This window comes from Bifidobacterium cuniculi, from assembly GCF_000741575.1.
Taxonomy (GTDB): Bacteria; Actinomycetota; Actinomycetes; order Actinomycetales; family Bifidobacteriaceae; genus Bifidobacterium; species Bifidobacterium cuniculi.
Genome location: NZ_JGYV01000001.1, coordinates 591,439 through 615,708 on the forward strand (window position 1 = coordinate 591,439; position 24,270 = coordinate 615,708).

Annotated in this window: 19 protein-coding genes; 8 read left to right on the forward strand and 11 right to left on the reverse strand. The window is 64.8% G+C overall.

The features are described 5' to 3' along the window. Window positions 1-53: 53 nt before the first annotated feature. The 4 genes from BCUN_RS02705 to BCUN_RS02720 form a co-directional block, all read right to left on the reverse strand. On the reverse strand, window positions 54-359 hold the full coding sequence (locus BCUN_RS02705) for a hypothetical protein (protein ID WP_033515411.1): 306 nt from the start codon (window positions 357-359) through the stop codon (window positions 54-56). Window positions 360-515: 156 nt separating this feature from the next. Further along, window positions 516-1,478, reverse strand: coding sequence for a class C sortase (locus BCUN_RS02710; protein WP_051920551.1), 963 nt, complete (start codon window positions 1,476-1,478; stop codon window positions 516-518). 106 nt (window positions 1,479-1,584) lie between these two features. After that, complete coding sequence (locus tag BCUN_RS02715; RefSeq protein ID WP_152598049.1) at window positions 1,585-3,351, reverse strand: InlB B-repeat-containing protein; 1,767 nt, start codon at window positions 3,349-3,351, stop codon at window positions 1,585-1,587. A gap of 31 nt (window positions 3,352-3,382) precedes the next feature. Then, window positions 3,383-4,945 (reverse strand): SpaA isopeptide-forming pilin-related protein, encoded by a 1,563-nt coding sequence (locus BCUN_RS02720; RefSeq protein WP_081895482.1) that lies wholly within the window; start codon window positions 4,943-4,945, stop codon window positions 3,383-3,385. Between the two features lie 153 nt (window positions 4,946-5,098). Here BCUN_RS02720 and BCUN_RS02725 point away from each other — a divergent pair, with 153 nt between their 5' ends. Beyond that, window positions 5,099-5,362: a hypothetical protein gene (locus BCUN_RS02725; protein WP_152598048.1), complete on the forward strand. Its 264-nt coding sequence runs from the start codon at window positions 5,099-5,101 to the stop codon at window positions 5,360-5,362. Here BCUN_RS02725 and BCUN_RS02730 read toward each other — a convergent pair. Together BCUN_RS02730 and BCUN_RS02735 are read right to left on the reverse strand one after the other, a co-directional pair. Continuing rightward, window positions 5,359-6,162 (reverse strand): hypothetical protein, encoded by an 804-nt coding sequence (locus BCUN_RS02730; protein ID WP_033515403.1) that lies wholly within the window; start codon window positions 6,160-6,162, stop codon window positions 5,359-5,361. The genes BCUN_RS02725 and BCUN_RS02730 overlap by 4 nt on opposite strands. Before the next feature lie 40 nt (window positions 6,163-6,202). Further along, a complete protein-coding gene (locus BCUN_RS02735; protein WP_152598047.1) occupies window positions 6,203-9,649 on the reverse strand; it encodes a hypothetical protein in 3,447 nt (1,148 codons plus the stop codon). A 213-nt stretch (window positions 9,650-9,862) separates the two neighbouring features. Here BCUN_RS02735 and BCUN_RS11295 point away from each other — a divergent pair, with 213 nt between their 5' ends. The 4 genes from BCUN_RS11295 to BCUN_RS02755 all read left to right on the forward strand — a co-directional run bounded on the left by BCUN_RS11295 (window position 9,863) and on the right by BCUN_RS02755 (window position 13,427). Next, window positions 9,863-10,555 carry an HNH endonuclease gene (locus BCUN_RS11295; protein WP_051920553.1) on the forward strand — a complete coding sequence of 231 codons (693 nt, stop codon included), beginning with the start codon at window positions 9,863-9,865 and terminating at the stop codon, window positions 10,553-10,555. Window positions 10,556-10,673: 118 nt separating this feature from the next. Next, window positions 10,674-11,006, forward strand: coding sequence for a hypothetical protein (locus BCUN_RS11300; RefSeq protein WP_152598046.1), 333 nt, complete (start codon window positions 10,674-10,676; stop codon window positions 11,004-11,006). Between the two features lie 65 nt (window positions 11,007-11,071). Next, the gene (locus BCUN_RS02750; protein WP_051920558.1) at window positions 11,072-11,824 is read left to right on the forward strand and encodes an ssDNA-binding protein; all 753 of its coding nucleotides are present in this window, start codon (window positions 11,072-11,074) and stop codon (window positions 11,822-11,824) included. A 556-nt stretch (window positions 11,825-12,380) separates the two neighbouring features. Then, window positions 12,381-13,427: a Fic family protein gene (locus BCUN_RS02755; protein WP_238552291.1), complete on the forward strand. Its 1,047-nt coding sequence runs from the start codon at window positions 12,381-12,383 to the stop codon at window positions 13,425-13,427. Between the two features lie 33 nt (window positions 13,428-13,460). On the opposite strand, the gene BCUN_RS02760 is transcribed toward BCUN_RS02755, so the two are convergent. Together BCUN_RS02760 and BCUN_RS02765 are read right to left on the reverse strand one after the other, a co-directional pair. Beyond that, window positions 13,461-13,739, reverse strand: a complete 279-nt coding sequence (locus BCUN_RS02760; RefSeq protein WP_033515397.1) for a hypothetical protein — start codon at window positions 13,737-13,739, stop codon at window positions 13,461-13,463. 21 nt (window positions 13,740-13,760) lie between these two features. Beyond that, window positions 13,761-16,250, reverse strand: coding sequence for a bifunctional DNA primase/polymerase (locus BCUN_RS02765; protein ID WP_033515395.1), 2,490 nt, complete (start codon window positions 16,248-16,250; stop codon window positions 13,761-13,763). 633 nt (window positions 16,251-16,883) lie between these two features. Here BCUN_RS02765 and BCUN_RS02770 point away from each other — a divergent pair. Continuing rightward, the gene (locus BCUN_RS02770; protein ID WP_152598045.1) at window positions 16,884-18,587 is read left to right on the forward strand and encodes a hypothetical protein; all 1,704 of its coding nucleotides are present in this window, start codon (window positions 16,884-16,886) and stop codon (window positions 18,585-18,587) included. Between the two features lie 64 nt (window positions 18,588-18,651). Here BCUN_RS02770 and BCUN_RS02775 read toward each other — a convergent pair whose 3' ends face one another. Next, entirely contained in the window at window positions 18,652-19,773 is a 1,122-nt protein-coding gene (locus BCUN_RS02775) for a DNA polymerase III subunit beta (protein WP_033515391.1), read from the reverse strand. Between the two features lie 66 nt (window positions 19,774-19,839). On the opposite strand from BCUN_RS02775, the gene BCUN_RS12135 reads away from it, so the two are divergent. After that, window positions 19,840-22,167: a hypothetical protein gene (locus BCUN_RS12135; protein WP_033515389.1), complete on the forward strand. Its 2,328-nt coding sequence runs from the start codon at window positions 19,840-19,842 to the stop codon at window positions 22,165-22,167. Window positions 22,168-22,191: 24 nt separating this feature from the next. Next, window positions 22,192-23,070 carry a hypothetical protein gene (locus BCUN_RS02785; RefSeq protein WP_152598044.1) on the forward strand — a complete coding sequence of 293 codons (879 nt, stop codon included), beginning with the start codon at window positions 22,192-22,194 and terminating at the stop codon, window positions 23,068-23,070. Here BCUN_RS02785 and BCUN_RS02790 read toward each other — a convergent pair. Together BCUN_RS02790 and BCUN_RS02795 are read right to left on the reverse strand one after the other, a co-directional pair. Beyond that, complete coding sequence (locus BCUN_RS02790) at window positions 23,067-23,468, reverse strand: hypothetical protein (RefSeq protein ID WP_033515385.1); 402 nt, start codon at window positions 23,466-23,468, stop codon at window positions 23,067-23,069. The two genes, BCUN_RS02785 and BCUN_RS02790, sit on opposite strands and share 4 nt — an antisense overlap. 154 nt (window positions 23,469-23,622) lie before the next feature. Then, complete coding sequence (locus BCUN_RS02795) at window positions 23,623-24,231, reverse strand: hypothetical protein (RefSeq protein WP_051920564.1); 609 nt, start codon at window positions 24,229-24,231, stop codon at window positions 23,623-23,625. Between the last annotated feature and the right edge of the window lie 39 nt (window positions 24,232-24,270).

The window sequence follows — 24,270 nt, forward strand, 5'->3', positions numbered from 1 at the left end:
GTGCTTTTGCCGACCGGGAAAGCACATGGGGTGGTTTGCGATCTGATGGCGGGTTATGGGCGCAAGCGCCGGATCGCCTCACCATGCAAGCACGCCCACTGCCATTGCGTGCGCACACGCCGCCATGCCCGCCCGTCCGCGTCCATGGTGCGCATGTGTCCGGCCAACCGGGCGGCCCGCCGGTCCCAAGCCACCAGTCGCGCATCCAGTTCGCTGGGGGACAGGGGAGCGTAGCGGCGCATGAGGGTCCGGCAATCATACTCGTCCATCGCCGCCAGATACGCCCCCCTGGCCTCTTTCCATTGCGCCAACGCCTGCCGGTAGGCGGGGCCGCGTTCACCGTTGCTGACGGCCGCCATCTGGCGCCCACATGTCCTGGCTGCGCGCGCACCAGGTGATGCGCTCCCATAATGCCGTATCGGTCAACGCCCGCACATCCACATCCGGCATCATGGCAACCCTCCTTTTCCCTGTGAACGATGTTGCCGGCCCCATGCGTCCTTTTGGCTGCGGGGTCAGCGCCTCCGGTGCGCCACCCGTCCCGCATGCCGGTGCGCCGACAAGCATACGGCCACCGGCAAGCCCGCCACACCCACACCCAAAGCCGCCAACCGGGCCATCCACACCGGGTCCACACCGCCGGCCACAGTAGGGGCGTGCGCGCGCATGGCGGCCATCTCACCGGCCGGGATGCGTTCACCGGTGACGAGCAACCGGTGCGAGTTGACGAAAATCGGCGTGCACGTCACCAACGTCACCAGATCCCGTCCCGGTTCTATCCGCAATGCCTTCGTGTCCCGGGGCAGTACGGTGCGGATGTCCGCCACACGGTAGGACAGGGTGCGGGTGCCGGTGCGGATCGTGAACACATCCCCCCGTTCCAGTTCGTCCAACCGGCTGAACAACGCCTTGTCCGCCTCCCCGGTATGCCCCGTCAACACCGCATGCGTGCCTTGGCCGCCCACGGGCAGGCTGGTGCCATGCAAATGGCCCACGCCACGGTCCAACGCGGACGCGTCAGCACCATGCCTGATCGGCATGTCCACATGGATGCGGGGGATCAGCAACTGGCCCATGACCCCGTCGCCATAATCCACCGCACCCCAATACGCCTTGTCGGAGGCGAACGAGAAATCACCCGACACCCCATCTTGCGACAGGGTTTCCCCGATCACCTGCGGTTTCGACGCCAACGCCCGGTTGTACTTGTCCCCTTGGGCGGACAGGTCCCGTGCCGGGTCGGTCTGCACGGCCATGGCGGCCGCCCGCGCCTGCTCCACACCGGCCTCATGGCGTTCCACCATGATCCACGCGAACACGAACACACCCAACAGGGCGCACACCACCATCACCACAGTCAACACCCGCACCAGGCGGCGCCGGTGCGCACGGGCCCGCCGTTCACCACGGCGCGTGCACCGTCCACGGGCCGGATCATGCCCGGTGACGATCCATTCCCATTCATCCTGCTTGTCCATGACCCCGCCCTATACGTCACACCCATCCCATACAAGGGTGCGCCCCACACCGCAATCGGGCATGGGGCGCACACACACGGCCACCAGAGGTTTTGCCGGTCAGGGGTTATGCCTTGCGGCGGAGCTTCCACACGCACACACCGGCACCGACCGCGATCAACAGCACCAATGCGCCGCCGCCAATCAGCCAGGCGAGCGTGGCCGAACCGGTCTCCGGCATCGTCGTGGCCAGCGGCGCCCACTGGGCGTACAGGGTGACGTCATGGTCGACCATCGGCACACCCTTGCCTGGCTGGTACGCGGTGCCCTTGCCGTCCGCCTGCGTGTTCCACCCGGTCAACGTGAACCCGTCGCGGTGGAACGAACCGTTCACATCGTTTGGGATGGTGACCGTCGTATCCCACCGCGTGTTCTGCGACGGGTGAGAACCCTCGCCACCGTTCGCGTCGTAATGCAGGTTGATGGTCAGGGGCGTCCACGAACCGTACACGGTGGTGTCCTGGGTGATGGGGGTCGTGTCGAACCCGTACGCGGCGGACGTGTCATCCCGGCCGGTCTTCCACCCGTCGAACCGCCATCCACGGATGATGTTGGTGGCTCCCGTCTTCCATGGGGAGGTGTTGGGCACGGTTGCACCGGGGGAGAACTCACGCGCATCCGGCACACCCGGCATGCTGCCCGTGTATTCAGCGGGTTTGTCCGCATCATACGTGAACCGTACATTCTTCACCCAGATCGCATACACAGTCGTGTTCTCATGCGGCATCGTGATCTGCGCCTGCGGCGCAGAGGCGTTCCGGTCCGGTGACCAGCCCTTGAAGGTGTATCCGGGACGGGTCAACTGGGAGGAATCCCAACAGTCTCCATCCTTGGCCCCGGTCGCCAGATTGATAGTGTCACCACCCACATAGTAGACGAGGCAACCGTTCTTCACGCCTTGCGTGGGAATGCCATCACCGTCCATGACTGGCACACCGTTGTTCGTGTCCGGGGCGTTCGGATCGTACTTCAGCTCATATGCCACCAACGCTTTGATCGGCTGAACGGACGCTTGGCGGCCACCAACGGTGTCATACCTCAGTTTCAAGGTATTGCCAGCGAAAGTCACACCAAGATAATGCTTCTGGGCATGATCATCGAACAGGTTGTTATTGGGGTCCATGCCACCATTCCAACCATTGAACCCATACTGTGCCAAATGGGTGTCACGGCGTACGTAAGCTCCGTCGAACCCGCCGAGTAACTGCACCCCTTCCTTCGGCCCGTTATTCGGTTCGCCGTCCAAATCCTGAAAACCCGCCAATCCCTTGATGTTTTCCGGCATGGGATTGCCGTTTTCATCCAGAAGCCTCAACGTATAGTCCATGTACTTGGCCACAGTGCCGGGGTATTTATAATCGCCACCCGCGCCGAACCAGGTGCCATGCGCATTCGACCCCTGCGCAGGGCCATCGATGCTGAAAACGGCCTTCTGGTAGTCGTTAACTATGAAATCACCTTGCAACTGGTGGGGCTTCCCGTCAGAAGTGCGGTAAGTGCCGATATTGGTGACGCGTAGAGATGCGTTTTTCTTCGTTGGCCGCCAACGGATCCACCCAGTGTATGTTCCTGAGGTATCCACCTCGAACCCATTCACATTGATGACGTTCTCTTTGGTGACATTGGTGGTATCAATCTGCACATTGGAATACTCAGGACGAGCCAACGTCTCCTGCAGATCATAGATAGGCAACCCCTCCGATGTATGCCCCATGGGGACGAATGGGGCAGCGGCCGCCACACCCACACCCATCAACGCCACAGGAACGGCGATGATGAGGGCGAGCATGGCGGCCACACAACGGGGCAGCCTTGAAGGAGTACTGGTGTTCACAATCAGTCCTTTCCAACAGGTTGCCGGCCGGTCAGGCACGGCTCTTGAGCATGTACGCGGAAACGCCCGCGGCACCGGCTGCGAGAATGATCGCCATGCCGGCGAACAACAGGACCGCCAACGTGGACGAACCCGTCTTCGGCAACTGCGACACGTTATCCACGTTCTGCACCGTCACCATCGGCACACCAGCCTTGCCATCCGCATTGTTCACACCGGTGACCAAACCCGCCTGATCGACACCCACGGCAGTGACCTTGCCGTCCTCCGTGATCGTCACCCTGAACGACGGTTTGATATGCGTGAAATACCCATCCGGCACGGTGGTCTCCTTGACCAGATACGTACCCGCACCCAGGCTGCGGAAATCAATCACGCCATCCGCGCCGGTCCTCAACTCCGTGGCCGCGTTTTCCGCATCCACATACGACCATTGCTTCGTGCCGGCGTTCCAGTTCATCCACTTGTTCTGATGCAACGCGGACTGGTTCTGGATCTTGAACCCGGCGCCGGCGACCGTCTTGCTGGTGTTGCCTGCGGACACCTTGCGCAACCCGAAATCGTACGTGTTGAGCGTCGTCGTGACCGTCGGCACCGTGGGTTTCGGCTGGCCATCCAGGAACACACCGTCCTTCCAACCGGGGGTGACACCCACCTTGTTGACGGCCGGCTTGGACTTGTCCAATGTGGTCATGCGGGTGCTGTAGGTGACCGTCACCTGCTTGCCCTCATGGGCGGCGACGAACGTGTTCTTGGACACGGCGGTGAACCCGTTGCCGGTTTTCGTGGGGGTGTTGAACTGGCCGGTCACATCCGCACCATCCACGGTCGCGTGGAACGTGCCCGCCACATACTCCATGTTCTCCATCACGTCCCCGATGGTGACGGTCTGCACGGCGGCGGCGTTCGGCACGGTGAACCGCACACGGTACTCGCGGGTCTCCGAATTCGTGGCGGACGCCTCATCGACCCATTGGCCGGCGAGGTTCTTCACCTTCTTCTCCGGTTTGATGCCGTTGGACTTGACGGTCGTCCTGCCGATCGGCTTCCTGTTCAAACTGTTCTTGCCCCGCACCGTCGAGGAGATGAGGATCGGCACACCATCCGTGTCCGTGACCAGGTAATAGCCGGCCGGCAACTGCATCGTCACGCTTTCCGTGGTGGATGCCGGCACGGTCTTCTTCTGCAAATCCTTGCCGTCCACGCTCGTGGCCAACCGGGCCGCCAACTGGCGGACCGTGTTCGTATCATCAGTGACACGCAGCAGGGTGCTTGCCGCGTTGTCACCGGCTTTGACAGTCACATGCTGCGCATCCAATGCGGCCTTCACCCACTGTTCGGTCGCGTTGCTCACCGAACGGGCGGACAGGCTCGCCAGATCGTTGCCGTTCATCACCACATCCGGGTATTCGGCGATGCGGTACACGGTCAGGTTCTTGCCCGCCAACGTGGACCCCTGACCGGCGGTGATCGTCAACTGGTCGGTGCCGGCGGGGATGTCCGCCGCCATGGCGGGCGCCACACCCACGCCGATCGACGCGAACAGCGCCAGTCCGGTAAGCCCGGCCGCCAATTGCCATTTCCTGCTTGTCATCTGCGTATCCTTTCACGCACGCTGTATGGGACGCCGCATGTCTATGCGCCCACACGCCACACCCCTGTGCGCCACACCCGGCACACACCCAGTACACTGGGAACACACGCCGGGGCCGCCACCGGCACCGGCATGCGCGCCAAGGCGTGGAAGGTGTTCGATCAGGACAAGGAGTGGTTCCCCGCGCTCACGTATCTGAACTCCATGCCGGAGGAGGATCAGAAGAACACCCAGTGCCATGTGGGGTACAACTCCACGGACAACACCTCGCCAATGGTGTGCGCCACGTTCGCGCCAATACCGTTCACCATCAAGGACATCCCCGTGACCATTGATGTGGGCACGAGCCATGCGCAAGCCGACGTGGGCAATGTGCTCAAGGAGTTGATGGGGGACGCACCCCAACCAAACGCCTAGGCCAACAGGTTGGCGACGGTGGTGGCCATGTCACGGTGTTCGAGGTTGAGGTCCGCCAACACATTCATCATGTCCACCGCCTGCTGCCGGTGTGCCCGGTACCAGCCGGTCACCGCTTGCGGCGTCAACGCGTCCGGGGTGAACACCTGCGGGTACACGTCCCGGAGCGTGCGCAGCATACGCACCGCGTACCGTTGCCCGTCCGCACCAACCGTCGCGTACGCGACCGCCGTGTAGGCGGACAGGACGGCGCTGCCGTACTCGCATACGGGCACCAGGTCACGCGCCAAGGCGCACAACATCGCCAACGGGTAGCCGTCCGGCCATGCCACGTCCACCCATGCGGCCGCTGTCTGGCGGCACTGGTCGGCGTCCTCACTGCCCTCGCCGGTGGCGGCGGACAGTGCCATGGCCGCCAAACGGTCCGGGTTGGTGGGGATCGTGTCCATCAACTGGTAGGTGAGTTGCCCATGGTCGGCGACGTCCACCTGGTTGAGGATGGTGAGGGTGAGCATCATGCGCATGTGCCATGCGGCGTTGGTTTCCGTGCCGTAGCGCGCCCACACCTCTTGGGGCAGCCAGATCATCGGCAACCCCAAATACATGTTGGTGACCGTGTCCATGGTGTTCGCCCATGGTGTGGGGCACGGCATGGGCGACCATGGTTGGACGCTGACCGTCTGCCCGTCCGCTTGTCCGGCGCTTTCGGCGAACCAGGTGTGGTACAGGTCCTCCATGCCGTCGTGCAATGGCACGGGGTTCGTGCACCATAGTGCGCTGGTGTTGTCCAACACGTCCATACCCCATCATCCTTTCCTAAGATTCCTTGCCGGCCATGTTCTATGCACCGTGCCCGGTTGGTGTGCCCACGGGCACGGACACGGGTTGGGGTGGCGCAGGCGGGGACGCCACGGGTTTGATGGACGGGCGCGGTGCCGTTTGCGCCACCGGCACCGGTCGCACATCACCCGGTCCGGTTTGTTGACCCATGGGGGTGGCGGGAGCGCCCATGCGCATGCGCGCCTGCTGTTCCACTGGTTGCATGTGTGGCGCCGCAACCGGCGTGGGGCCTGTTGGGGATGCCAACAGGGACATGAACCCCTTGGCGCGCCCGGCTGCGTCCCGCGCCCGCATCTGCGTGTTCTGGATGGCCTGGCCTGCGTGCTGCGCGCCCTTGGCCATACCCCGGCCGGCCACAGCCAATGCGACGGGTGTGGCCAATGGGGTGAACATCAACGCGCCCACACCCGCGACACCGGCCGCACGGGACAGGACGGGATGCTGTTCGTTGAAACGGTGGGCCTCACCGCGGGCGAACGCCATGGCCGCCCGCGTACGGTGCACGCCACCATCCCCGTCCGTGTGCAGTTCACGGGCCAATTGCAACCGGCCCGTCGCCGTTCGCATCAACTCACGTTCATGTTCCGCCTGCACACGCACCTGTTCACGTTGCCGATGTCCGGCCAGCAACTGTTGCTTCACCTCACTGATCTGCTCATCGCGTTCCGTTTGGCGGCCGGCCAAGCCTTGTTTGACCAGGGCGGCCACCTCCTCCTCGCTTGCCTGGGGGTGTTCGGCACGCACCTTGACCAGTTCCTCGTGCTCCATTTTGCGGGTGACGATGTTCCGGGCGGTTTTGTTGGCGGCAAGCTGCGTCATGTTGCCCGAGTCCGCCGCCAACCGGTCACGCGCCTCCCGGTCGATCCGCTCTTCGTCCCAATCGGGGTGTTCGACCATCAGGTTGTTCTTGATGCTGTCCAGATGATCACCCTGCTCCCGTTCCAATTGGCGTTCGAACGCATTGTCCACCACACCGGAAGCATTCCCGTCGTGTCCATTGGGGGAGCCGACCGCCCGGTCCGCTTCCGACTGTTGGTTCGATTGGGCCGTATGCCGGCCTGCCCCGGTGCCCTTGCCTGCACCGTGCTGTCCATGCTGTCCATGCTGGCCTTGCCGGTAGCCGTGCTGCAACGCGTCCGACACGGACCCGGCCCGGGCGCCGTTCATCGCGGCCATGGCGACCGCACCGCCGGTGGCGCCGGCGGCCAGGGCGCCACCGGCGGCCATGGCCATACGGCCCGCCTTGCGCACCCCCTGGCCCACGGTGGAGCCGATGACGCCAAGCGCGCCGAAACTCAACGGGTCGCCCACATGCAGCACCCGGATGCACAACCACCGCAACCCCAGCACGCTCGCCAAGGGAAGCACGAGGCTGCACACGCCCATCACCATGACCGTCGCCGCCGTGTTGCCGTTGCGGTCGACGATGCCCAACGCCATCATGATCGTGTTCATCAGGATGCACGAGACCGCCATGTACAAGCCCAGCACGGTGGGGGTGGCGATCATGCCCAGCATGCTGGTCACCGTCTTCGACAGGGTTTTGCGCCCCCGGTCGGGGCTTACCGCCCACACGATCAATGCGAACCACAACCCGGTGGCGCACAGGCACGCCAACGCGACCGCCAACAGGCGAAGCAGGCCGAAGCCCACGCCCCAGATGAGCATGTTCACCAGACCGCTCAGGGCGAAGATAAACCCGCCGCCCACATCGGACCATTGCGCGCTGCCGTGCTGTTGGTTGACGGTGGCGATGGCCTTGATGGTGTTCTCCAACTGGCTGGCGTCCGTGTGCGTGCGGGCCGCCCACTGCCATGCGGTGTTCGAGTTCGACAGATCGAACTTCTTGACCACCGCACGCAACGCACCGTCATTGGGGTTGTTCAGGTTGCCGATGCGGGTGCGGTTGGCCTGCACCTGCTCATCACCCGACCCGTCCTTGACGGTCTGCGCGCTTTCTCCAAGCAGCCTGTGGTACTCCTCGTACGCTTGACGCACCCCTTTGGCGCCGTCGATCATTTTCCACGGGTTGGTGAGCAGGCTGAAATTAGTGACGATGGACATGATCGCGCTCATTGGTTTGCCCGCTTGGATCGCCCCTATGATCTCCTGCTGTTCGGAGGTGGAGAACCCCGCGCCCGACAGCGCAGCCCGTGCGGCATCCAGTGCCGTGTCCTTCAACTGGTGTTGCAGTTCTTCGCCCTTGGTGCTGTCCTCAACCGCCCACACACGCCAATCCTTGTTGGTGCTGCCATCCAACGCACCTTCGCCGCTGACCGCCACCCGGCAATAGTTCGACAGTTTGTTCTTTTCACCAAGGCCACGGTTGGGGCCTGTGACGGCGTCGACCCATTGCCAGCCGCCACGGGACACGTACCCGTTGTCACCCTCACCGTCCCTCCAGGTGCACACGTCCCACATGGTGACCATCCGGTCGAGCATTTTCGCCGACGCGGCGGGTTTGATGTCACTGTCCGACCCGGTGGGCCCCTCCCCGTCGATGATCAGCAGGTCCGGGTTGAACGCCATCGCATACCCGCTGGCCTTCACCGGCGAGTTGGACCCGTTGAGGGACCGGAGCCGTTGTTCCGTGTCGCCGCCTTGGCCGGGTGGGGTGGCCATGGCGGCCGCGTTCGTCCGGTCCGCCTGGTCCAGCGGGTTGGCGCCCGCCCGGTACTCCAGCACACGGCAGAACACCTCCGTGCCGTTCTCCCCGGCGCCGTATTGGGCACGCGCCCACATGCGCAACCCCGTTTCCTCCCACATCGTGTTCATGCTGCGCAGGATCACATCATCCTGGCCCATGGATGCCTCCGCGCCCAACCGCGCCAGGTAGCGCCGGCAGGAGAGTTTGTTGGTGGTGGAGGTGGACGCGAGGAACGCGCCGGTGGATTTCATGCTCGCATCCAACGCGCCGGTGAGCTGATTGCCGGTTTTGCCGACGAGCTGGTCGGCGAACTGGTATGTCCACCATGGTGTGCCGGTGGCGGGGATGTCGGGGTGTTGGCTGCATTGCGCGCCGATGCCGAGGACGAACGCGAACCCTACGATCAGGGCGGTGAACCGTTGCAATAGCACGCGGCCGCCTTGGCCTTTGAATACCATGAAGATGGTGGTGCAGATGGTGGCGGCGACGATCAGCGCGGGGATCATCATCGTGCCCGTCAACGTGTCGTATATGGTTTTGACGACCCGGTTGCTGACCGGTCCCATTGCGTCCGCGATGGTTTGTTCGCTGCCGTTGGACATGCCCAACAGTTTCGCGCCCGCGGTCCACAATCCGTTGCCCAAGCTCAGCATCACCCCTTCGACGCTTACGGGGATGGAGCCGAACAGGCCGGTGATCTGGTCGATGACGTCATCGGTGCGGTTCTCCAGACTGCCCGCCACGTCGCCCCATCGCAGCAGGGGGAGGGTTTCCATGGCCAAAGTGGTGTAAGCGCTCATGGGGCGCGTCTATGCGCGCATAGACGGTGGGACGTGAGAGGACCGGACCATGGGAGGTGTGGATAGGGTATGGATAGGGAGCAACGCAACCGGGAGCGTGACCGGTTCCTGTCGCAATCCTCACGGGACAAGTGGGGGTTGTGGATAGGTGCCGTGTTCTGGCTCATCATGCCTGTTGCGGTAGTGTGCGCCGTGTTCGGGTGGTGTTGACCCATGTGGCATCCTATCCGGTTGGCGCGCAGGCTTATGGGCGCGCACCGGTGGGCGCGCCATGCCCTGTGGGCCGTGGCCGGTTCCGGCGGCATGGGGACCATGGGGTATGTGGGCGGTGTGTGCATCCGTGTGCATGACCGGTTGTTGGCTGAAACGGACAGTCCGGAGTATGCGGCCGACATCAGCCTCAACCCGTTGTCCGGGTGGCGGTGGCCCACATGGCGTGCGCCAGGCATCCCCACCGTGTGGCTGTGGGTGGCGGCAATCGTCGTGGTTGTGGTTGCGATGGCGGTGTTGGTGGCGTGTTGGCCCATGCGCAAACCGGACAACCCGTTCGACCGTGATCCACGCCGCCTGTTCTCGGACGCGGACCGGGAGTTCATCACACAATGCACCGGCAACCAGTGCGAGCACCGCATGTGCGGTCTGATCCGTTGCCCGCGCATGGGTGAGCAGATGGACCATCATTACCCGTGGAGCCGTGGGGGCGCCACCAGCCGGCGCAACCTGGTGTGGTTGTGCGCCAAGCACAACAGGCGCAAAAGCGACCGGGTGCCCAGCCGTCTGTCGACTTGGTTGTTGGTTCGGGCGCGTGAGTCGTATTGGCCACGCGGCGAACGGGCGGCGATGATCCCGGACGGTATGGCGGATATGGCGCATGGCCCCGATGACGGGGTGGGTGTCGGCGCATAGGTGGGGTGCGTACACCACAACAGTCATATGGAATCGTGAAAGGATGATGGTCATGCCGGTCATGCGTAAACCGAAAGGGGCGCCCAATGGGGCGGGTGGACAGTTCGATGCGAACCCCATGAGGGATGTGGGCCGCCCACCCATGCCGCCCACCCCCTCCAACCAACCCGCATCCGGCGTGTATCCGGCGCCGCCGGCGTGGGAGACGGCCGGATGGGAGGCGAAGAACCGGATTGACCTGTTGGCGTCCCGGGGGGATGCGGCTGGCGCCGTGTCGTTGGCGCGCAGCATCGGCGCGTTCTGCCCCGGTGACAGGATCCCGTACGCGGAGGGGTATGTCGCCATTTTCGACGGGCGCACGTTGGAGTCGGCGTTCGTGCAGGGCCGGCGGGTGACGATGTGCGAACAGTTCATGCCGGAAACGGTCCGTGTGCCCGGTCGGGACGCATAGTACGGGTTGCCTCCACCCCGGCAGTGGGCTGGGTGTTGGGTACGGCACACAGTAAGGAACATGCCATGTCTGATCTGATTCTTCCCGAACCGGCCATCGCCACGTTCGTCCACCTGTTCAAACCCAGCATGAACGACAAGTACGAGCTCACGCTGCTGATCGACAAGAAGCCGGGGACGGAAACCGTGGATGGTGTGGACAGGACCGTGGAAACGTCCGCGGATTACCGTGCGATCCAGCAGGCCGTCATGGCCGCCATCAAGCAGGGCTGCACCGAGGAGTGCGGGTATGACCCGAAGACGAAGGCGAAGTTCGTGCCGTTCGCCGGCAAGGATCCGAACAATCCCGCGTTCATCAAGACCCTGCAGCTGCCGTTGAAGGACGGTGACACGGACCGGTTCACCCGTGGTGAGCACAATGGCGAACTGCGCAAGGATGTGTACCCGGAGTTCGCCGGCCGCTATTTCATCCGGTTGACCACGTCGAAGGATCTGGCGCATGCGCAGGATCCGGAGACGGGTGCGGAACGCAGCCTGCTGGTGGATTTCAACACCGGACGCCCGTTGACGATGCAGCAGCTGTACGCCGGTTGCTGGGTGCGTGCCAACATCTGGTTCTCACCGTATGTCGTCAATGGCAACATGGGCATCAAGGCGGTGGTGAACGCCGTGGTGAAGACGGGGGACGGCACCCCGCTGTTCACGATGGAGGACCGTGACCCGCTCAAGGGCTTCAACATGCCCGCCCCGACGGTCGACACCGGTGGCGCGGACACCATGGGCGACGCGTTCGCCGCGATGGGCGTCGGCACGGTCTGAACCACCCCGCTATTCATGCAATAAGCCGGGTGCGCCCCGTCCCCTTCCCACATATGGGTTGGGCAACCACGGGCGTACCCGGTTTATTGCATATGCGCCCGTGGCTGCCGCCGCCCCCGTGCGTTCCGTGAATCCGAAGGCATGGGGGCGGCGCCGATTGCGGGCGTTTGCCGCCCGCCCACACTCCATGTACCGTGCATTGACGCCACTGCAGAAGCGAATCATCAGCACAATTCGGCATACTTGACGCCATACACCCGTATCCCATGATTGCTATCATGCTGTTTTTGACTTTTTGTAGGTATAGCTATAGTCTTGTTCATCCGTATATGCACGTTTTCACGTTATGAGGAGTTGTTGTATGGGGTACAAGACCATCCGGCAAACCGTTGCCATGGGCTCCGCGACCATTCCCCCAAAACAAGCCGCGCAACAGGAATACGATACACGGATCAACGGCTGGTCCACATACCGTTCAGGGCTTGTGCTGGACGGATACGAAATGTTCGCTATATTGTCCGCGCAACTCGGCCGCGATATGGATAAGGTACGCGACTTGGAAAATCAGGTGGAGGCGCTGTGGCGCAGCCTGCCGCCCATCGCGTGCCACGCATACCTCATGGACCTCATCGGCACCGAAGTGCAAAGCACCAACACCATCGAGGGCGTGCACACCACACGCAAGGAGATCAGCGAGGCATTGCAGGCCGCCAGCACCAATGGCGGACATACACGTTGGAGTGAATTCGCCAAGCTGTTCCTCGGCCTGTCCGACCCCGGTCCCGAACGGCTGGAACTGCCTTCCACCCTTGAGGGCATCCGCCGCATATACGATCAGGTCATGGACGGGGAACTGGAGGACAAGGACACCCCCGACGGGCAGCTGTTCCGCAAGGACACCATCGCGGTCTGGGATGAGAGCACCGGACGCAAACTGCATGATGGGGCCTGGCCCGAATCCACCATCCAAGTGCAGTTGACGCAATGGCTGGCCTTGATGCGTGACCGGGACATCCCGCCATTGCTCAGGGCCGCCATGTGCCATTATGCCTTCGAGCACATCCACCCGTTCTACGACGGCAACGGCAGGACGGGACGGTTCCTGTTCGCACTGCAACTGAGCAAGCACCTATCCGCACCGACGGCGCTCAGCGTCAGCACCATCATCGCCGACCACAAGACACAGTATTACAAGGCATTCGATGACGCCCAGCATCCGTTGAACTGCTCGGACGTGACCATGTTCTGCCAACGCATGGTCCGGTTCGTGTCCGAAGCGCAGGAGGCCATCATCGCGCAATTGACGGAGAAACAAGCCCTGTTGTCGGCAGCGGAAACCGCGTTGACGTCATACCGCCAACAAGAGGGGATGCCCGGACTGCAAGCGGGCATCCTGTTCTTCCTGATCCAGGAGGAGCTGTTCGACGGGATGCGCGTGCCCGTGACCCGCAGGCTCCTTCGGGAGGCGTTGGACATAGGCGAACGCAAGACCGTGAACGCGCTCGACGCGCTGACGGATGCCGGATTGCTGCAAACGCATGGTTCCAAACCCATACGGTACTCGCTGTCGGACATGGGGCGCGCACTGTTCCTGAACACCTGACCGGAAACCGGGCGGGGGTTGGTCCCGCACGGTTCACGCGTCCATGGTTTGGAACCGTAGCGCGCCCTCGCACTCCAGCACGCGCTGGCGCCACCCGGCGACACGGTCGGGTGCGGTCATCGCGAACCGGGCCAACAGCCACCGGTAGACCGCCAACGCCAACTGCAACGAACGGGCGTTGGCCTCCACCACACCCCACGCATCCAACCGGGCGACACGGGCCGTGAACCCGTGGCGCGCCCCCGTCTCGTACTCCACGACGGCACACCACACGTCCCACACCACCGGGTCGATCGGTTCACCCTGCACCATTGCCAACCTCCCTCAACCTGTTCACTCCAACGGCACGCGGGTGCTCAACCCCGCCTGTTTCAACGCGCCGGCCAACACCAACGCCGTATCATGCCGGTCATGGCCAACACGCACACCGCGTTTGATCCGTTCCACCAACGCATCCACCTCCGGTTGGCTGAACCGTTCCTCCGCGGCGTGATGGATCAGCCCATACGACCAATCCCGGATCGCGTCATGCGTGGCGCCCTTGGATTGCGCCGGCACATTCAACCGCATCGTCTCCCCACGGTTGCCACCCTCCGGGCGCGGCTGCGTTTGGGGCGAACGGTAGAAGCCACCCAACGGATCCACACCACCACGGCGCCCCGCCGGGGCCGGGGTGTTCGCGGGACCGGCGATGACGCCATCAGAGTCCACCATCACATCGGTTTCCGCGTCCGCTTCGGGATGCTCCACATACCCGTGTTCATCCAACCAGGCGACCATTTCCGCGCTCATCTCCACAACCTCATGCGCGTCCGCCACCAGATACGAGCCCTTGCGGATGGTGCTGCCGGGGGCGATGACATACCCCTTGCGGGCCGTGCGCACATCAATGGGCAACCCATCGGGGAACCGGTCCGTCTTCGGGTGCGCCGTGTTGCGCAACACCACACCCTTGGGCAGACGGTAATACGCATGCGCGCCCATGCCGGGGGTGCGGGCCACGAACGTGGCGGGGAACGCCATCGACCCGTACGCGCCGACCTCATCGCTCATCACGGCCCACCCGGTTTGCGCGCCCGGATCGTCCGGCACGTCGAAATCCAACACCGCATACCCCTCGGCAGGGACCGCCGCCCACGCATTGACACCCTGCGGCACCCTACTGGTGTCCACACCCGGGTCCAACGCGAGCTTCTGCCAGTTGCGCGCGACCTTGTCGGCGCCCGCCGGCGTGTAATCACATACGAAGCCATACTCGTCCGGGTTGCGCTTGTCCGGTTGGCGGCGCAACGCTTCCGGGGGGACCGCGTGCCCGTCCTGTTCGATCTTGTCACGCACATACGCGGCATACGGTTGGAACCTGGCGCGCGCCTCCTCATCGTCCATGTTGACCATGAGCACGCTCTTGTTGCGCCGCCTCGCCGTCTTCAACCCCAGCTTCTGGCAGATGTCATGCGTCGCATGGCTGGAGGGGCGGAACGGGTTACTGGTGTTGTCCGCGAAACCACGCTCCACCAGTTCCGCCACGATCCATTCCTCCGCCTCCGACAGGTTCTCAGGCCGGCCGATCTGCACGGTCAACGCCTTGCCGTCCGGATGCTGCTGCCAATAGCGGCAGGACGCCATGATGAACCCCCATGCGCCCACCGTGGCGACGAACGTGCGCAGGTACACCATTTCAGGACTGTCGGCGCTGCGGTTGTCCTTCATGCGGATGAACGCGAAGCGGCGTTTCATGCTCGCGTCCATGTTCGTCACGAAATCAAGGTTCGTGGCGATGCACAACACGGCACGCGGGTTGAAGCTGATCACGTCCGAGCCCAGCACACGCCCCGAGATCGTGTCGCCGGTGGACAGGCGCTTCAACCGGTCCGTCTGGTGGGTGTCCAATCCGCTGGCGTCCTCATCGAACGCCCACAGTTTGCCCACGAGCTTGACCGGTTCCTGTTCGACCGATGTGCCCGACAGGCGGCCGCCGCCGACGAGTTTCTCCGTGTCGATGGTGGCGGACAGGCGTTGGGTCTGCCGGTTGTGTTTCGTGAACGCGCTGAAGAACAGGCCTTTGCCGTTGCCGCCGTCACCGGCCAGGACGAACGTCAGATGCTTGTAGGGTTGCAGGAACGGGCTGGCGGGCAGCAGCATCATGTTGTGCCGGCTGTTCGCGTCCGCGGTCAGATCGGCGATGATGCGGTCTCCCACGTCGGCGAGATGGTCGTCCCATGCGTGTTCGAGGTTGAGTTCGAACGGCATTTGCATCAACGAGTCGTTGGCGTCGAGGATCTCATGCAGGTGCTGGTGGCCTTTGCCGTCGTCCTCACGCCAGTAGGCGCGGTCGTCGAAGCGGATGCCGTGCACGACGCGCCATGGGTGCCCGTCGCGGGTTTGCAGCCGCCGGCATTCCTGGATGAACAGGTTCTCCCACTCGTTGTTGCGTTCCGCCCGTGGCACCCGGTACTCGTCCGCGATGGCGGAGATCGCGTGCCATGTGTGCAACCGGCGCACCTGTCCGTTCTCGTCCGTTTCGGTGTCGATGTCACGGCGGAACAGGACGGTGCCGGTGTCGTCCGGTTGCAGTTCCAAGGCGAGGTTGCGGTTGCGCAGATCCCACAGGGCGCGCGCGTAGCCGATGGCGAAGTAGGGTTTGCCGTCGTTGCGGGTGGGTACGCGCACGGGGTCGTTGTGGTCGTCGATGAAGGTCCATTCGCCGGCGTCGTAGTCGACAATGCTCATTTCGTTGTAGATCTTCTGCACGTTGCGTGGCATGCCGGGGCGTACGCGGAACCTCCAGCGTTGCATGTCCTGTTCCTCTTGGTAGGTGCACATGTGCCTCATCCTCCCCGCATCCTACGGTGTCGCGTCTTGCGGTACCCCCTATGCGTCACAAGGACCACCACCCCGGCTACCCAACCGCCCCAAAGCGGGGGAGGATGGTTTATTCCCATGGCCACGCCGAAAACAATACGATGCGCAATATGTTTCTTTTTGTTTTCCGGTGTGGTTGGCGATGCAGTGACATCGCAACTTTCTTCACCGACATGCAGGTGTCTTCACCGACCGCACTGGCAATGTCGGTGAAGATACTTATGTTTCTTCACCGACATTGCAAAGTCGGTGAAGGCTCCCAACCCTACTGCCGTAATGGTTTTATGAACTTTCTTCGGTGATGCACCGACTTTTAAGGTCTTTCTATAGGGGAGCCGATTCCAAGGGTTCCTTTACAAGGTCGCTGCGTCGGTGAAGAAAATTGGTTTCAAGGCCCTGAACACCAATCGGCAGTAGGGTTGAGGTGTCTTCACCGACATCGCTGCGTCGGTGAAGACACCCCTGTGGCCGGTGCAGGCGCGTTGACGGGCGGCAGGCCGGGAGCGGGGAGGGGAGCCGGATAATTCCCGTCGTGTGGACGGTTTTTTCGATGGGTATTTTTTTCGGTTGGGTGTGGTCGCATAGGGGTGTGGCATGCCATTCAAACCGAAGTTCGAGCACGCGGCCACACCCCCCGCGTCCAGTGCCCCCGCACCGGCCGCACCGTCCATGCCTACGGGTGCGGCGAGCCCGGCGGGCAATGCGGGCGAGGGGCATACCGCCCCCGAGGCCGCGCCTGCGGGAGAACCTGGTGGCCCGGACCATACCACCCGGACGGTTGCATCGTCCGGGCCGGGTGAGGATGATTGGGAGAGCCTGTGGACCGATCCGGAAACGGCCATGGCCACGGCGGGGCAATCCGAACCGGAAGGCGAGACGCCGGCGTCGGTGCAGCCGGTGGACCGGGACGGGCCCGTGCAGGCCACTGACACGGGCGGCGGCGTGGCCACGGTGGATGATGGGGACTGGGATGCGTTGTGGGACGCCCCAGAGCAAGACGAACAGGATTCCGGCACGCCCCCACAGGACATGCAGGCCACCGGGGAACAAACCGGCAGCACCGGGCCGCAGACACACCCCGCACCAGTCACAGCGGGCGGACAGGACGCCGATCAGTGGGATTGGGGTGCGGACGGTGAACCCGTGGACGATGCGGGCGCCATGCGGGGGGATGGGTTGGCTGGCGATGACATCGCCGGTCCCGACGACACCCCATGGGACGAGCCTCCAACAGTTGGCACGGACGGCGTGGCCGCCGCACCAGCCTCCGCCATGCAAGCGCACCCGTGTGACCCGGCCTCGGACGGGGATGAACCGTTGCCGGCGGATGATGATGATTGGATCGCCCAGATCGGTTCGCGTGGCGTCAGCCTGGACCTTGACTGGGACGATGACGAGGATGATGGGCAATCCACGGCCCCCATAGGAGATACGGTGGTTGCCGGCGCCGGTGCCGATGCGATGGATGTGGCCGCTTGCGCGGACGATGATGATGGGGGCGGGCGCACCCGGTCATACCGGCCGTTGATCATTGCCGCAGCCGTGTTCGTGGCGATCCTCATGGTGGCGGCCCTGGTGTTCGCGTTGCATGCGCACCAGACCGCCGGGGAGGGGCGGCGTCGTGAGGCCCAGTGCGCGCAATACGCGCAGCAGTTGGCGCAATGGGATGCGAGCGTGGCGCGGGCGAAACGGTTGCGGTTGAACGCGGGCAGCAGTCCCGAACGCACCTGTCCGGCGGATGCGGAGGCGCACACCAGCCGATTGCGGGCGCGCACCAACAGTCTGGACAAGCGCGTCAGTGAGCAGATCGCAACCCAATGGGAGGCGATGCGCACGCAGGCCGCGCAGGCGGTCAGGGATTGGCCGTTGGCCGGCAAGGATACGTTGTCGGCGCTCAAGGGGTATGACGGGTTGCCGGTGGGCACGTTGGACGCGTTGCAGTCCCGTCAGGACACGTTGCGTGGGTTGCGTGCCAGGGCGCAACAGGAGGACGCCGCCAACCGCGCCAAGCGGGAGGCGGAGAGGAAAAAACAGGAGGAGGAACGCAGGAAAAAGGAGGCGGAGGCGAAACGGCAAGCCGAGGAGGAGCGGCGCCGGCAGGAGGAGGCCCGTCAGGCCGAGGCGCAAACGCGGGGGGCGGGCCCGCAGTACACGGCGCCCGCCGCACCCCAGTACACGCCGCAGTACACACCCCAGTACACACCCCAGTACACGCCCGCACAACCAACCCAACCCACACAACCCGTGCAACCGGCGCAACCGTCCACACCGGACGGCAACGCGAGCGCGGAAATGTGAAAAGAAGGGGGCCGGCGCCCGATAGGTGGGAGCCGGCCCCCTTCTGGGGCATGAGGTGAGGGTGTTATTGGCGGATGGGCACCAGCACCTGGCGCCACTGCAAACGCGCCCCATCGTCTTCGTCGTTGTCGTTGTCGCCTTGGGTGAACAGGACGGGTTTGAGCGCGTCCCGCACCCGCAGGTCGACCGTCCCGTGGGGCCATGAGGCGGTGATGTCGGCCAGGAATTGCGCGTTGAGGCGCAGCATCCCGTCCATTGCGCCGTCCACGCTGGTGCCGTCCAATGTGACCTGTCCCACACTGTCCGCGCTGGCGGCCTGGGTGCATACGACCTCGCCGTTGGTGACCGTCATGTCCACGGGCAGGGTGTCGCGGTTGTCCATGTCCAGGGCGCGCAGGTATTTGACGGCCGCCAACAGTTCGTCGCGTCCGGCGTGCACCACCAGCGGGTACTCGTCCTCCGTGTTGGGGATGATGCGGGCGATGTCGGGGTATTGGCCGTCCAAGACGACCGTCATGTCCTCGTCCACACGGTTGGAGGCCATGACGAGATGGGAGCCGATGTGCAGGCTGGTGGCGTCCCGTCCGACGCGTTTGAGCCATTCGGCCGGCACAACCACGCTGCCGGTGAAGCCGGGGGCGTCCACTTGGGCGCGGGCCGCCCGGTACCGGTCCGTCGCCTCGAAGACCACATGGTCGCCGTCGCCGTGGATGTGCACGCCGGTGAGCAGGGGGCGTGACTGGTTGCGGGACGCGCAGTGGGTGACGGCGTTGATCAGGCGTGGCAGCGTCCCGTCGGGCAATGCCAGTTCCATGCCTTGCATGTCTGGCCATTCGTTTTCGGCCGCGCCGGGCATCAGGCGCATGCGGGCGCGGGTGCGTCCGTTGACGGTGTGCAGCCATTCGCCGCGCGCATCCGTGCGGGTTTCGATCACGGTTTCGCCCGGGCCGTTCTGTCCGGCGAGCGCGGTGAACCAGAAGCCGGAGACGATGACGGTGCCCGGTTCGAGCACGTCCGCGTCCAGGCGGGTGCGGGCCCATTGGCTGCGGCTGTTCGCGGTCAGGGTCACCGTGTCGTGTTCGGCGGTCAGGGTGATGTGGGTGTGGTCGGGGTCGAGTTTGTCCAGGACCCGGGAGACGTGTTGTGCGGCGCGTGCCAGTTCCGCGCCCTCCACGAGGACTTTCATGGAATGTTCCTTTCAGGGGTTGGTTGGTTGTTGGCCGGTGATGCGTCAGCGGCATAGCAGAGGGGTATGTGGTATGAGCTTGAGGCGTTGCCGGGGGTGCCGGCGGAGGATGCGGCCGCGTATGTGAACCGTGCGCGCAAGGCGGCGGCCGCGTTGGGTTTGGCGGACCGGCCCGGGTGGGACTCGTGGTGGCGCCTGTTGGTGCACCGTGATGATGGAATGGTGTTGTTGGCCGACCGGACACGCCGGTGGGTGTGTCTGCCCGATGGGGTGGACGGGCAGGTGGTGCGGTTGGTGGCGGACGCGTGCCATGCGCGCGCCTGCCCCCTGGATGGCGCCCCGGAGGTGTTGGAGCGGCGGCTGGTGTGGGCGCATGCGGTGTTCCCCACGTCCGCGACGTTGGCGCGTACGGCCCGGGATACGGGGGTGGATGCGCACGAGTCGCGGTTCGATCCGGCGGATGGGGGTGTGGTCGCGGTCAATGTGCGCCGGCAAGGTGTGTGGGAGACCCGGCGGGCGAAGAACTGGCTGGCGGATGAGTTCAACATGGCGCCCGATCAGAACCGGTTGCAGGAGACGGGTGTGGGCGCGTGCCGTGTGGTGGCGGGCATGCCGCGTGGCGCGGACGCGGTCCGTGAGGCGCGCCGGGCCGGCACCGCGTTGGGGTTGGGCGTCACCCCGGGTGTGGCGGCGCACCGCTCCCGCCCCGGGTTCGCGCTCCTCCTGACCAGTGCCATCCTGTGCCTGTTGGCGGCCCTGGCGTGCGTGCTGTGGGGCGCATGGTGGCCGTTGGCGGTGAGCGCACCCCTGGTGGTGGCGGCGGTGGCGCGCATGGTGCGCATGCCGGCGGACGCGCCCGTGTGGCAACGGCCCCGGCATTGGTGGTGGCCACATGCGCGCACCCGGCGCATGGAGACCAGTGATTTCAAATCCCGCTCCGCCGGCGACGACGGTGGCCGCCGGCGCGGGCGGCGGGCGAAGGCGTATGCGTATGAACGCTCCACGTTCCCAGTGCCGCCGGGCACGTTGATGGCGTTGGCGGCGCCCTTGGCGCGTGAACGTGGCGTCCAATCGGCCCTGTCGCACTGCCCGCCCGAACTCCAGGACGCGGACGGGCCCTTGTTGGGGGTGGCGGTCGACGGGCAGCCGGTGCGCATGCCGGCGGCGGTCATGTGGGACGGGATCGCGTTGTTGGGCAAACCCGGCGGCGGCAAATCGAACAGCATGCACGGCATACAGCAATGGGCGTGCGCGCACAGCAACCCGGATGATTCGGTCGTGGTGTTCGAGGCGAAGGGCGTGGACAGTTTCCCCATATTGCACCGGTTGAACCCGCGCATGCGGTTCATGGACCTGGCGGATGCGCGCACGCCGATGATCAGTCTGCTCGGTGAGGGGGACGCGTGGGTGCGGGCCCAACGGTTCGCGAACCTGATGCACGGCGCGTTGGGCGACCAGCAGATCGGCCCCAAAAGCCGCTTGCAGTTGACCGACAGCGTGGCGTTGACGTTGCGCGCCCTGGACGCGCCGCGGTTCGCCCAAGTGTGCGCCAGCCAAGGCGTCGCCGTGCCCGCCACATGGGTGGATGGCGCGTTCACGTTGCTGTTCGGCCATGGGGCTCGCGCAGGCCGTGCCCTGGCGCGCGCCATGGCGTGCGCGTTGGACGATGATGAGGCCAGGGAGACGGTCGAACGCCTCCATGGCGGCGTCAACGAACGCTCGGGACGGCCGGCCGTGTCGGACGGCCAGTTGTTCCAATTGCTCAACGCACCCATGAACAAAATGGGCCTGTTGGCCGGCGCGCCCCAACTCACCGACCCAAGCCGGCGTACGGTCACCTGGGAACGGTTGTTGGCGCATGGGGTGCAATTGGCCATCAACACCGGCGACCCCGCCCGCCCCGGCGTTGCCGCCATGGGCGAGGACGCGCGCCGCTTGGTCAACGCGCTCCTGTTCCAGGGGTTGCGGTTGCAGATAGGCGAGTCGTGCATGGGTTGGCAGGAGCGGGGGCGGCGTGTGCGCGTGTTCGTCGACGAGCTCACGGAGATCACCGGCGCCGACGGACGCGATGAGGGTGGCAATGTCGCCGCGGTCGAATGGCTGCGGTCGCGTGGGCGCGCGTATGGGGCGGAATTGTGCGCGGGCACCCAGTACCCCGAACAGATAGGCGAACGGTTGATGAGTTGCCTGCTGGGGTTGCGCACCATCGGCTGTTACGCGCAACTGGCCCCGTCGAGCGCGCAGATCATGGCGGCCGCGTTGAATGTGGACCCCAGTCAGATCCGCGCGTTGGGTGAGCATGTGATGTGCGTGCGCACCACCGGCCGGGACAACACCGCGTTGCCCGCCCTGACGGTCGCTGTCCCATGGTTCGACGGGGGCCACGGCGTGTGACGCATCCGCCGAACCATGGGAATGATGACGTCACAGCAACGAGACCGGTTGGACGCGCAGGTGCGGGCCATGCACTGGGATGCGGACGCGTGCGCATGGGGCAGCCAGCAGCGCATGCAGGTGGCCGCACTGGTGGAGGCGACGCCCTTGGTGGAGGGGGAGATCAGGCGTTTGTTCCCCGACCCCGGTCAGGCGGAACGCATGATCGAGTACATCAAACCCCGGATCACGGAGAAGATCGTCGGCCGTGAAATCGTATCCCACTCCGCGAACTGGAACAAACACAACCTGTGGGATCCCACGTTGAACACGAGCGTGTGCGGGTGGGTGCGCCGCCTGACGGTGGCAATGGCGAAGGCGAACCCACGGCGCATCCTGCACGGGCACACCCTGCCGGCCAGCACATGGGAAAGCGAGGACGGGTACAATCCCGTCTTCGACGATGCGAACAGCGAGAACGTGCTCATAGGCCACCCCTTGTGCGGCATCTTCGACGAACACCCCGGGTTGCGCGTGCCCCGCCCCGTGGGCGGCCCCGGGCCCAAATGGTGGCGCCGGTTGCAGCACAAGGGGGATGCGGGCGTGGTGCGTGACAGCATGCGTGCGGCCGGCATGTGGGACACGTCATTGGACGTGTTGGACCCGTTGCCCGCATGCGCACTGGTATGCGCGCCCCTGCCCAGCGTACGCGCCAGTTTGCTGCCCAGGCTGTACGAACCGGGAAGCGTGTGGGAACAATTGGCGATCGAGTATTGGCCCACGCAAACCACCGGGCGGCCGGGGGCGCAACGGTTGCGCCAATTGCGCCAACTGGTGGAACACACCGCGCAAACCGACCAGGTGTTCGAGTGGGACGTGTGGGTGCGGTTGGGCACCATGACGGCCCGCCTGTTGGCGGACTAACCATGGTACGGGTCAGGGGGTTCGGGTTTCCACCCCGAACCAGTGGCGATCGCCGCCAGCCACGCCAACAGGCGCGCCCCATGGGTGCGGTCGTCCAACAACCAACCCACCGTGGTGCGTGCCGGACTGTGTTTCAACACACACCCCGTCCAACGGGCCGCGGTCTGGATATGCCGGCAAGCCAGGGCACGGCCCGCGCCGAACACCGCCTGGTCCACCAGCCACACATGCAACGCGCACACGGCCGGATCATGGGCCGCCCGGTCCACCAATACAGGGATGCATTGGTCCCCATGGCCCGTGTCGGCCAATTGTTTGAGCTCAATGAGCAGTTGGGCACGCCGTTGGGACGCCAACCGGGACGCCTGGGCCGCTACGCGAGGATCCGGCGTAACCATGACACCCCCTTGGTATCCGTGTCCGCGCTCGCATCCACGCCCACGAACCGGGCTTGGCGCGCCAACCATGCAGGGCATTGCGTGCCTTGCGGTTGGCCGGGTTGCTGCCCGGTCAATGATTGCGCCGTCCATTGGTCGGTGCCCGCGAACCGGCTCAACCCGTCCAGCATGCGTTTCCAATCCTTGTCCGGGCGGGGGTTGGACAGGGTGCCGGGCGCTGCGCGCACGTGATCGTCAACTCCGGCATGCCCACCGCATCCAATGTCTTCAACCCGTCCCCCAACTGGCTGCCCGTCTGCCCTATGCGGAACAGGATGCGCCCGGCGCCCGCCTGCATGAACGGGCGGATGACCCCACCGGCGAACGTGTGCGAGGACCGCCATTGCGCCGGGTCCATCCGGTCGGCGTCCACGACGATCAGGTCGATGTGCGGGTCACGGCTCAACGCGATCAACGCACGCCCGTACAACCCTATGAGCCCTGGGGCGCGCGGGTCAAGGGGGCCGGGCAGCAGCGCATACGGTTGGCCCAGTTCACGGGGCATGACCATCGCGTGTTTCAGATCGTCCCATTGGGCGTTCTCCAGCATCCTGTCCGCGTCCAACCGGTGCCAGGCGCGTTGCGATTGCTGGCCCGGGTTGCCGTCCACCAGAACGGTGTGCAGGCGTTGGCGGCCTGCCAACGCGGCGAGTTGGCGCGCGTTGCCGCTTTTGCCCAGGCCACCGGATCCGCCGGTGACGAATGCTATGGGACGTTCACTCATGACCTATGGCTATGCGCCCGCACATCCCCGTGTTTTACG